We start from the raw sequence: 10,914 nt of genomic DNA, 5'->3' as shown, positions 1-10,914 counted from the left end.
TGATCTAGCCAGCGGGAGGACATCTGAATCTAGCCTAGACACGTATGCAGCGACTAAGCGGTAATGTCCGGTTCTGGCCAAGTTCAAATGTCCGAGTTTGGCAGGCGTAAGCTTGACGGCTTCCAGCGCCACGGAGCCCGTCATGCCAGCAGGAGCCATTACCATGACGATGCGGCAGATTGACCGGCTCAAGGTCATCCAGGCGCTGGCCGACGGCTATCTCAAGACAGGGATTGCCGCCTCCAGACTGGGGCTGACCTCCCGCCAGACCCTGCGCCTGCCGCGGCGGTACCAACAGGACGGCGCCGCCGGCTTGCTCAATCGCCACCAGGGTCAATTGGCCAACAACCGGACACCGCCGGGTCTTGCGGCGCGGGCGCTCGGCCTGATCCGTGACGACTATGCCGACTTCGGCCCGACCCTGGCCTGCGAGAAGCTGCGTGAACGCCATGGCATCACGCTGGCCAAGGAGACCGTGCGCCGCCTCATGATCGACGCGGGTTTTTGGGTGCCGCACCGGCTGCGTCCGCCCAAGGTCCACCAGCCAAGGAATCGGCGTGCCTGCCTGGGTGAACTGATCCAGATCGATGGCAGCGACCATGCCTGGTTCGAAGACCGCTCCTCGCCTTGCACGTTGCTGGTCTACGTGGACGATGCCACCAGCCAACTGATGGCGCTGCGCTTCGTGCCAACCGAATCGGCCTTTGCGTATTTTGAGGCGACACGGGCTTGATGAGGACCTGGCGCGAATGGCGCAAGGTGTCGCAGAGCCTGACGCTGCAGTACGATAAGACGCTATATTTGCTGGCGGACCAGCCGCGTGTACGCGAATTGCGTGTGCCTGGTGGAGGCATCTGTCCGATTCCCCGCTTTCAGCCTCCGCCATACTGGCGAATGGTATGTGGTGCGTTGATTGATGAGGCCAAAAATGAACATAAGGAATAAGGTACGATGGCGTCAATATCAATCCAAAGGGCGCGTTGTGGCTACCTATAAGGAATCGTGGATACACCAAGCTTGCCGCTGAGTTATCCCACCATGACAGTTCTTTGCCAAGCATGCGAGCGGCGCCCTTCCTCGTTAGGGGAGCGGGCGGACGACCCAGATGAGCCGTACCTCGTCTGCCAGCAATGTCACGTCCGGCTGATGAGCCGCTCGCTTCGTCCGCTCGAGTGGTTCAACCTGGCGAAGAGGCACGGGTGGGCGAAGTTCCTGCTGCACGACGACTTCTATGACGACGACGGGGAAGCGAGCCAGCCTGAAGAGGATGTCGACCAGCCCTACCTGTACCCAGCCCCGAACTTGAGACAAGTCCAGCAGTCGCCTGATGCACTCTTGGGCTACTCCATAACACGATGGCAGCTGGATGACGAGCTGCGCGCAGCATGGCTACGCCTGCCTGCCGAGGAAGTCCTGGCCTGTCTTTCTGACCGTTTTGATAGCACGCGCAATCTGTCGGTCCGCTCTGTAGTCCTGCAAGTGGCGGCGCTCATTGGCACGGAGGGAGCTCCTGTGACCAGACGCGCGTGGCAGGCCTCGCCAGACTATCGCTTGCTCCGGTCCCTCGCAGAGGCTACGGCGGCATGCCTGCCCCTTGACGAGGGTTTCAAGTTGGTCGTCGACGCACTGGACGCGATGCCGGAGAGAGAGCGGCGGCAGCTGTTCGGAGCCTTGTCGCACTTCAGGTCTACGATGGCCCTTGACTGGATTGAAACCCACGCGAGCGAGCCATCGGTTGATGCATGGGGCTACCTGGCTGCAGCGTCGGGCTTCAGCTGGTCCAAAGCGGATGCCTGGTTTAAAGCTGGCCGGCCCCTGAGCCTGATTGCCATTGATGCACTTTTGGCCATCGCCAGGCCGCGTACTCCGTTCCTGCGGCGGATACGCCCTGCTCTGGGAAACCCCCCGAGCGAGCGTGCCCTACGCAATGCCATCGAGACTTTGATGCAGACGGACCCGGTCCCACGGGTGAAGCAACGCGCAGCCGCGCTGCTCGAACTCGCGCCAGCTCTCATAAGCGGCCATGCGCAAGGCGGCAGCGGGGGGCACTGACCGATGTCGAAGCAACAGTTCATATGACGGCTTACAGGCGGACACGGCAGGCCGGGGCGGAGCGGAGCTTTAAAGTGGAATATCACATCGGATCCGCCGTGGCCTCCATCAATGGCCTGCCGCCTCGACTGCACCGATCCCGGTCTCGGAGCGCAGCTCCTGGGCTTCGAAGCCGGCCTTGTCCAGGCGCGCCCTTGCCGACTTGTCGGTGATCGAGACGAGCCAGATGCCGAGGAAGCCGATCGTCATCGAAAACAGTGCCGGGGACGTGTAGGGGAACGGCGCGTTCTTGAAGTGGAACACGTCGACCCAGACGGCCTGCGACAGGATGGTGAGAACCACCGCCGACAACAGTCCCAGGAAGCCGCCCACGGTTGCGCCTCGCGTGGTGCAGCCCTTCCACAGCACCGACATGAACAGCACCGGGAAGTTGGCTGAGGCCGCAACGGCGAAGGCAAGCGACACCATGAATGCAATGTTCTGCTTCTCGAAGACAATGCCAAGGACCACCGCGACCAGGCCGAGGATGACGGTCGTGATACGCGATACACGCAGTTCATCGCGACTGGACGCATTGCCATGTTTGAATACCGTTGCATAGAGATCGTGCGAAACGGCTGATGCGCCGGCAAGCGTCAGTCCGGCAACGACGGCCAGGATCGTGGCAAACGCCACTGCTGAGATAAAACCGAGGAACACGTTCCCACCTACCGCGCTGGCAAGGTGTACGGCCGCCATATTGACGCCACCAAGCAGCTTGCCGCTCCCATCCTGGAAGCTCGGGTTCGTTCCTACCAGCACGATCGCGCCGAAACCGATGATAAAGGTCAGGATGTAGAAGTAACCGATCCAGGTAGTCGCCCAGAAGACCGACTTGCGCGCTTCCTTGGCGTTGGGCACGGTGAAGAATCGCATCAGGATGTGCGGCAGGCCAGCCGTACCGAACATCAGGGCAATGCCAAACGAGATGGCCGAGATAGGGTCCTTGATGAAGTTGCCGGGACTCATGATGGAGTCCTTCTTGGCGTGGACCTCGACCGCTTTCGCAAACAGAGCCTCAGGGCTGAAGTGATGCTGGGCCAGCACCATGAAGGCCATGAACGAAGCTCCGCCGAGCAGCAGGCAGGCCTTGATGATCTGCACCCACGTCGTTGCGGTCATGCCGCCGAAAAGGACATACACCATCATGAGCGTACCCACGATGACCACTGCGATCCAGTATTCCAGCCCGAACAGCAGCTTGATCAGCTGCCCGGCGCCCACCATCTGCGCGATCAGATAGAACGCGACCACCACCAGCGTGCCCGACGCCGCGAACGCACGGACCGGCCCCTGTTTGAAGCGGTACGCCGCAACGTCGGCAAATGTGAACCGGCCAAGATTGCGCAGCCGCTCCGCCATCAGGAAGGTGACGATCGGCCAGCCGACGAGGAAGCCAATGGAATAGATCAGCCCGTCATAGCCATTGGTGAAAACTGCAGCCGATATGCCGAGAAATGAAGCCGCTGACATGTAGTCGCCGGCAATCGCCAGGCCGTTCTGGAAGCCGGTGATGCCGCCTCCGCCCGTGTAGAACGCCGCTGCTGATTTTGTCTTCGTTGCCGCCCACTTTGTGATGAAAAGCGTGCCAATGACAAACACGACGAACATTCCGATAGCTGTCCAGTTGGTTGGCTGCCGCACCGCCTGCCCAAGGTCTCCACCGGCCGCGAGTGCGGCCGATGACAGAAGCAGCGCCCAGCAGGCAACGACTGCGTGATTCGCTTTCATGCCACCTCCTTCTTGATCTGCTCGGTCAGATTGTCGTAGGAGCCGTTGGCATGGCGTACGTAGAAACCGGTGATGGCAACGGTAAAGACGATCACGAACAGGCCAATCGGCATGCCCCACGTCATCACGCCACTTCCTATTTTTGTGGCAAGGAGTTCCTTATCGAATGCAATCAGCAGGACGTATCCGTAGTAGATAACGAGCATGATGGCGGTCAACGACCATCCGAGCCTTGTACGCTTGCGGACAAGCTCGCGATATCGGGGATTTGCCTTCAGTCTTGCGACCAGATCTTCATTCATCTATGTCTCCTGCCATCTATGGCCTTGCGTTGCCGGATGCAGTCGGTGCAGCGCCGGACGCGATAGTCGCCCGCGTCAGCGTGCTGCGGCGATAGGCGCATTTGCGTGGGCGTCATCCGAATTCCGTGCCGATAAGTTAATCGGTACCCCTTACCCACGTCTTACATGGCGGATCGAATTGCCTCGGGGTAAACGCGTAGCTGACCGCTTTCCAATGCGTCGCTTGCCGCTCCGGACTGATCTCCACGTTTTCCCGCACTGTCACCGTATGCAAAAAACTTGTCACGTAATGACAAACCAGATTGCACCGATCCTAGATACTCCCAGCCATCGATTACGCCTCCCCGCCACGACCGGGGTGCGAAGCCGCAGTTCCGAGGTCCACGCCCGGAGCGCGACGAGGTTTTCCGACAGGAGCTGACATGCTGGGACAACATACGAACCGTGCCGCCATGGCTGCCGGCGCCACACGCACAGAGGGCACTACAGGCAGCGCGGGCAGACGCTGGTATCCGTGGCTGGTCTTCGCGCTGAGCTTCAGCTTGCTGCTGTCGGACTACATGTCCCGCCAAGTGCTCAACGTCGTTTTTCCGCTGCTGAAGACCGAATGGGCCTTGAGCGATACGCAGCTCGGCGCGCTCGGCGGCGTGGTTGCGCTGATGGTCGGCGTGCTGACCTTTCCGTTGTCCATCCTGTGCGACCGCTGGGGCCGGGTTCGCAGCCTGGGCTGGATGGCGGCGATGTGGAGCCTCGCCACGCTGGGCTGCGCGCTCGCGACCAACTTCGGCGAGATGTTCCTGGCGCGGCTGTGCGTCGGCGTCGGTGAGGCGGCCTACGGCAGCGTGGGCATTGCCCTGGTGCTGTCGGTGTTCCCGCGCCACCTGCGCGCGAGCCTGAGCGCCGCCTTTATCGCCGGCGGGGCCTTCGGCTCGGTGCTGGGCATGGCGCTGGGCGGGCTGCTGTCTTCCCATTTTGGCTGGCGCTGGGCCTTCGCCGGCATGGCGCTATTCGGCCTGGCGGTGGTGGCCCTGTTCCGTGTGTGCATCACGGAGACCCGCGTGCAGGCCCAGCGGCGCGCGCTGGGCGAGGAAGAGGAGGTTGCCGCGGCGCCCGGCAGGATGACGTTGCGCCCCTTGCTGGCCGCCCTGTTCTCGGCGCCATCCATCCTCTGCGCCTATGTCGGCAGCGCGCTGCAGTTGCTGGTGATGAGCGCCCTGCTCGCCTGGATCCCCAGCTTCCTGTCGCGCTACTACGGCATGGCGACGGACCGTGCCGGGGTCACCGCGGCCGGCCTCGTGGTGGCCGGCGGTGCCGGCATGATCGCCTGCGGCACGCTGACCGACCGGCTGGCCCGCCATGTGCCGGCGCGCAAGTGGCTGGTCTCGATCACCTACAGCGCGCTCTGCTGCGCGCTGCTGGCCGCGGCCTTCCGCCTGCCGCCGAGCACCGCGCAGCTCGTGCTGCTCGCCGCCGGCATGCTGCTGGTCGGCGGCACTGCGGGGCCCACCAGCGCAATGGTGGCCAATCTCACCGAGCCGCGCATCCATGGCACGGCCTTCGCCACGCTCACGCTGGCCAACAACCTGCTCGGCCTGGCGCCTGGCCCCTTCGTCACCGGCATGGTGTCCGACCACATCGGCCTGCTCGCCACGCTGCAACTGATCCCGCTGGCGGGGCTCGGCGCCACCGTAGTCTTCGCCATCGGCCGCCGGCACTACGCCGCCGACCTGCAGCAGCTGCAACGCCGGCGCGAGGCACGCGCCGCCTGAGCCAGCGCAGAGCCACACGCGCTGCGGACATCGAGGCGCATTACAGGCATCGCAACGACTTGCAAGCATCCCAGGCATCACAGGCATTCCATGAAATTCGATTCCGATATCACCTTCCTCCTGGTACCCGGCCTGCGCGACCATGTGCCGGACCACTGGCAGACGCTGCTGCAGGCGCAGCTGCCGAACGCGCGTTCCGTGCCGCCGCTGGAGCACGACAAGCTGAGCTGCGCGGCCCGCGTGGCGGCGCTCGACGCCGCGCTGGCGGACATCGACGGGCCCGTGGTGCTGGTGGCCCACAGTGCGGGCGTGATGATCACCGTGCACTGGGCCGCGCAGAACCGGCGCCCGATCCGCGCCGCGCTGCTGGCCACGCCGCCGGACTTCGACCAGCCGCTGCCGCCCGGCTATCCCGACTGCGCCACGCTGGAAGCCAATGGTTGGCTGCCGGCGCCGCGCTTCGCCCTCCCCTTCCCCAGCCTGGTCGCGGCAAGCCGCAACGATCCGCTGGCCGCCTATGAGCGCATACGGGGCATGGCCTATGCCTGGGGCAGCCGCCTGGTCGACCTGGGCGAAGTGGGCCATCTCAATCCGGCGGCCGGCTACGGTCCCTGGCCCCGCGCGACGGAACTTCTGGCGCAGCTGCTGGCCGGCGACTGAGCCGGCCGGCGGCTCCGCCCCCGCCTCGCCGGGTTGCCCGCTGGCGCCCCCGGGGCGCAACAGGCCCCGGACCCATGCACGAAGCCGGCACGGAGATCACCGAGCACCGCGCAACGCCTCCGCCCCGATCCAGCAGTCCATCGACACGACATCCCGCAGCAAAGACTCAAGCAAGAACGAGGAGACACCGATGAAATTGAAGCAAGCCGCCCTGGCCTCTCTGCTCGCCTGCCCGGCGCTGGCCGGCGCGCAGTCCAGCGTCACGCTCTACGGCGTGGCCGATATGAATGTGGAATACGTCAACCACGTGGGCGCGATCCCGACCGCCGCCAACCAGTTCAACCCGGGGCCGGCGGCCAGCGCCTACCGCATGAACTCCGGCGGGCTGTCCGGCTCGCGCTGGGGCTTGCGCGGCACCGAGGATGTTGGCGGCGGCCTGAAGGGTGTGTTCGCGCTGGAAAGCGGCTTCAACCTGGACACCGGCACGCTGCAGCAAAGCGGACGCCTGTTCGGCCGCCAGGCATACGTCGGCCTGCAGTCGGCCACGCTGGGCCAGGTCACGCTGGGCCGCCAGTACACCTCGATGTTCGAGGCCTTGGCCAACTTTTCGCCTACCGCCTATGCCACGCAGTATGAACCGATCGTGCTGCAGTCCGGTGCGAACTTCCGCGAGGACAACACCATCAAGTACACCGGCCAGTTCGGCCCGGTCACGGCACTGGCCCACTTCTCCTTCGGCACCGGCCTAGCCCTGCCGCAGACCGCCGGCGTGGCGATCCCGGTCGGCGGCAACGGCGAAGTTCCCGGCGCCTTCCGGCGCGATTCGGCCTACGGCGCCGCCGCCACCTATATAGCGGGACCGCTCGGCCTGGCGCTCGGCTACGACCAGTGGAACCCGACCATCGGCATTGGCATCGGCAGCGGCACGTTCAAGAAAGCGACGGTCGCTGCCAGCTACACCTTCGGGCCGGCCAAGGTCATGGGGGGCTACCGCTGGGGCCAGAACAAAAACGCGGCTGGCGCGGTGATCGGGCGCGACGACTTCTACTGGCTCGGCGCCAACTACCAGGTGACGCCGGCGCTGGGCCTCACGCTCGAGTACAACTACGACACCGTGAGGAATCTGTATGGCAGCACGCAGGTGGCCAACCCATGGCAGGTTGCCCTGGTCACCGACTACAACCTGTCCAAGCGCACGGATGTCTACCTGTCGGCGGCCTTCGCCAAGAACGCCGGACTGACTCTGGATTCGGTGGCGACCGCCTATGCCACCAGCTTCTCCCTGGGCAACAGCTATGCGCTGGCCAGCGGCCAGCGCTCAATGCTGGGCGTGGCTGTGGGTGTGCGCCACAAGTTCTGACGCGGTGGTGGCCGCACTGCGCGGCCGCCCCGCCGACACCCTGCTCGATTTGGGGCCACCGTATGACTACCCGCGACGGTGGCTTTTTTTTGAGTTGCCCGGGAACAACCTGCGCGGCCGCGCCCCCGCGCCTGCCGCTCCCTTGCGCGTCCTAGGCCTTCCCGGCAGGCCGGCGGGCGGCTGGCGCCGGTACGGCCCCCAAGGCCGGATCCGCAGCGTCGGCCGCGCTGGCGCGTCCGCGCCAGCGCGTCACGCTGCAGCCAAAGCGGTCGGCGAACCAGCGCGAGAACGCGCTCAGGGACGAAAAACCCAGCAGGGTCGCCACTTCGGAGAGCTGGCGCTCGCGGTTCTCGATGTAGCGCAGCGCCAGGCTGGCGCGCGCTTCCCCGACGATGCCCAAGTAGGTCGTGCCCTCCTGGTCGAGGTGCCGGTGAATGGTGCGCCGGTCCACGCCGAGGTGCTGCGCAACGCGCTCGACCGAGCACAGGCCGGAGGGCAGCAGCACGTAGACCAGCTTCCTCACCTTGTCCTGCATCGTGATGTTGGACTGTGCCAGCAGCGTGGCGAGATATTGGTGCACCTGCTGTGCCATGACCGGGTCGTAGGATGGCAGCGGCGCTTCGAGATCGGCAGCCTTGCAGACGATGCCGTCGAAGTCCTGGTTGAACAGCGCCGGCATGCCGAACACGCGCAGCCAGGTGGCAGTGATGGCCGGGGTGGGGTACGAGAAGCTGATACTGCGCGGGCGCCAGGACGGGCCGAGGAACACGCTCAGGATGCGGAACATCACGCCGACCGCCAGGTCGGTCGCCTGGCGCAGCATGATGGCCTCGTCGCTCAGCAACTGCAGCCGGATCATCACCAGCTCGCCATCGCGCTCGACCCGCATCGACAACGACTCGTTCTGCAGGTCCATGTAGCGCACCATCGACTCCAGCGCCCGCAGCAGGGTGGGCTGCTCCTGCACCGCGAAGGCCAGCGGGCCGAGGTTGGAGAGTTGCCGCTGCTCCGCCATGCGCAGGCCGAAATCGTCTGCGCGCGCCGCCTTCGCCGAGGCGTCGAGCAGCCTGCCCACATGGGCCGCCGGAATGCGGATGTCCGGGTCCAGCAGCACGTTGCGGCTGATCTTGGCCGCCCGCAGCTGCTGGTAGGGATCGAGCCCCAAGGCATGCGCGACGTCGACGTAGTTGGTGAGGCTGGCGCTGCGTAGATAGTAGGACATCGTGTTTTCCCTGACTGTCCCTAAATGTAAATTGATCGTCCCGGATCGTCAAATCCATCGGCACCGTTGCACGATACTTCCGACATCCGGAAGCGATCAACCCGAACGGCTCCCGCCCCGCGCGCAACGCGCTGGCGATGCCAGAACATTGAACAGGAGAGACAACATGCAATTCCTCGATGATTCCCTGCACCCCGAGAACCAGGACAAGGTGGTCATCACCGTGGCCCCCTACGGCCCGGAGTGGATGCCGCAGGACTTCCCCGAGGACATCCCCGTGACCATGGAGGAGCAGGTGCAGAAGGCGGTGGACTGCTACAACGCCGGCGCCACGGTGCTGCATCTGCACGTGCGTGAACTCGACGGCAAGGGCTCCAAGCGCCTGTCCAAGTTCAATGAGCTGATCGCCGGCGTGCGCGCGGCGGTACCCGACATGATCATCCAGGTGGGCGGCTCGATCTCCTTCGCGCCGGAGGACGAGGGCGAGGCAGCCAAGTGGCTGTCGGACGATACCCGTCACATGCTGGCGGACCTGCAGCCCAGGCCGGACCAGGTGACGGTGGCGATCAACACCACCCAGATGAACATCATGGAGCTGCTCTACCCCGAGTACCTGAAGGGGACATCGCTCGAGAACCCCGCCTACCAGGCCGCCTACAGCGAGATGACCGTGCCCGCAGGCCCGGCCTGGGTCGAGGAGCACCTGCGCCGCCTGCAAGCCTCGGGCATCCAGCCGCACTTCCAGCTCACCGGCATCCACGCGCTCGAAACGCTCGAGCGCCTGGTACGCAAGGGCGTCTACAAGGGTCCGCTGAACCTCACCTGGATCGGCATCGGCGGCGGCTTCGACGGCCCCAACCCGTTCAATTTCGTCAACTTCGTGCACCGCGCGCCCGACGGCTGCACGCTGACGGCGGAATCGCTGCTGAAGAACGTGCTGCCATTCAACATGATGGCGATGGCCATGGGCCTGCACCCGCGCTGCGGCATCGAGGACACCATCATCGACCAGCACGGCCAGCGCATGACCTCGGTGCAGCAGATCGAGCAGTGCGTGCGGGTGGCACGCGAGCTGGGCCGCGACATCGCCTCGGGCCAGGAGGCCCGCCGGATCTACCGCATCGACACCTGGTATGACAGCGTGGAGGAAACGCTGGCGGCCAACGGCATGGCCCCCAATCGCAAGGCCGGGCAGCGCAACCTGCCGCTGCGCAACGCCGCCTGAACCGCTTGCCGGGCCCGGCTGCGCAACTTTCCGGGCAGCCGGGCCGATTGGGCAAGCTTGCCGCGCCCTGCGCGCAGGATGACACCGATGAGCCGTACCGATTCCGATCCAGCCGAAGCCGCTGCCGGCAACCCCTGCATCAACATCTGCCGCATGGACCTGGCAGGCAAGTACTGCCAGGGCTGTGGCAGGACCGCGCTGGAGATCGGCCGCTGGGACCGGATGACCGCGCAGGAACGCAGCGCCGTGCTGGCCGAGGTCGCGCGCCGACGACCGGCGCTGCACCGGCCGGCGGCCGCGGCCGCCCCGGAGCGGCCGCAGGGCTGAACCGCCCTCGCCTCGTCCTCCCCTTTCACACCGCCGCCGCTGCCCGCAGGCCGGTGGCGGCATTCCGCTTGCAGCTCTCATGACCCCTCAGCCTTCCCTGACGGTCGACGTGTACTTCGACCTGATTTGTCCCTGGTGCCTGATCGGCAAGCGCCATCTCGATGCGGCGCTGACCCGCTGGGCGCAGGAACAGCCGGACGTGCCCGTGCGCCTCGCCTGGCACGCCC

General features: G+C 65.2%; 10 protein-coding genes and 1 pseudogene. 8 read left to right on the top strand and 3 right to left on the bottom strand.

Annotation, left to right across the window (positions count from 1 at the left end; translation table 11 throughout):
- Positions 1-142: 142 nt before the first annotated feature.
- Both P3W85_RS35435 and P3W85_RS35430 read left to right on the top strand, forming a co-directional pair.
- Positions 143-730, top strand: a pseudogene (locus P3W85_RS35435) (ISNCY family transposase); the annotation flags it as partial.
- Between the two features lie 416 nt (positions 731-1,146).
- Entirely contained in the window at positions 1,147-2,052 is a 906-nt protein-coding gene (locus P3W85_RS35430; protein WP_276268189.1) for a hypothetical protein, read from the top strand.
- Positions 2,053-2,160: 108 nt separating this feature from the next.
- Here P3W85_RS35430 and P3W85_RS35425 read toward each other — a convergent pair whose 3' ends face one another.
- Positions 2,161-3,822, bottom strand: coding sequence for a cation acetate symporter (locus P3W85_RS35425; protein WP_035807419.1), 1,662 nt, complete (start codon positions 3,820-3,822; stop codon positions 2,161-2,163).
- Positions 3,819-4,124, bottom strand: a complete 306-nt coding sequence (locus P3W85_RS35420) for a DUF485 domain-containing protein (protein ID WP_017225014.1) — start codon at positions 4,122-4,124, stop codon at positions 3,819-3,821. The genes P3W85_RS35425 and P3W85_RS35420 overlap by 4 nt, the downstream gene beginning before the upstream one ends.
- Before the next feature lie 422 nt (positions 4,125-4,546).
- On the opposite strand from P3W85_RS35420, the gene P3W85_RS35415 reads away from it, so the two are divergent.
- The 3 genes from P3W85_RS35415 to P3W85_RS35405 all read left to right on the top strand — a co-directional run bounded on the left by P3W85_RS35415 (position 4,547) and on the right by P3W85_RS35405 (position 7,913).
- Positions 4,547-5,893 carry an MFS transporter gene (locus tag P3W85_RS35415; RefSeq protein WP_430869682.1) on the top strand — a complete coding sequence of 449 codons (1,347 nt, stop codon included), beginning with the start codon at positions 4,547-4,549 and terminating at the stop codon, positions 5,891-5,893.
- A gap of 90 nt (positions 5,894-5,983) precedes the next feature.
- Positions 5,984-6,553: an RBBP9/YdeN family alpha/beta hydrolase gene (locus tag P3W85_RS35410; protein WP_276268188.1), complete on the top strand. Its 570-nt coding sequence runs from the start codon at positions 5,984-5,986 to the stop codon at positions 6,551-6,553.
- A 190-nt stretch (positions 6,554-6,743) separates the two neighbouring features.
- Positions 6,744-7,913 carry a porin gene (locus tag P3W85_RS35405; RefSeq protein ID WP_276268187.1) on the top strand — a complete coding sequence of 390 codons (1,170 nt, stop codon included), beginning with the start codon at positions 6,744-6,746 and terminating at the stop codon, positions 7,911-7,913.
- A gap of 151 nt (positions 7,914-8,064) precedes the next feature.
- On the opposite strand, the gene P3W85_RS35400 is transcribed toward P3W85_RS35405, so the two are convergent.
- Positions 8,065-9,135 (bottom strand): AraC family transcriptional regulator, encoded by a 1,071-nt coding sequence (locus P3W85_RS35400; protein ID WP_276268186.1) that lies wholly within the window; start codon positions 9,133-9,135, stop codon positions 8,065-8,067.
- A 166-nt stretch (positions 9,136-9,301) separates the two neighbouring features.
- On the opposite strand from P3W85_RS35400, the gene P3W85_RS35395 reads away from it, so the two are divergent.
- The 3 genes from P3W85_RS35395 to P3W85_RS35385 form a co-directional block, all read left to right on the top strand.
- Positions 9,302-10,360, top strand: a complete 1,059-nt coding sequence (locus P3W85_RS35395) for a 3-keto-5-aminohexanoate cleavage protein (RefSeq protein WP_276268185.1) — start codon at positions 9,302-9,304, stop codon at positions 10,358-10,360.
- Between the two features lie 87 nt (positions 10,361-10,447).
- Positions 10,448-10,687, top strand: a complete 240-nt coding sequence (locus P3W85_RS35390) for a DUF1289 domain-containing protein (RefSeq protein WP_276268184.1) — start codon at positions 10,448-10,450, stop codon at positions 10,685-10,687.
- A gap of 79 nt (positions 10,688-10,766) precedes the next feature.
- On the top strand, positions 10,767-10,914 hold a 148-nt coding region (locus tag P3W85_RS35385), incomplete at its 3' end, for a DsbA family protein (RefSeq protein WP_276268190.1).

This window comes from Cupriavidus basilensis (assembly GCF_029335485.1).
GTDB classification, from domain to species: domain Bacteria; phylum Pseudomonadota; class Gammaproteobacteria; order Burkholderiales; family Burkholderiaceae; genus Cupriavidus; species Cupriavidus basilensis_E.
This window is presented reverse-complemented; position numbering and strand designations above follow the sequence as displayed.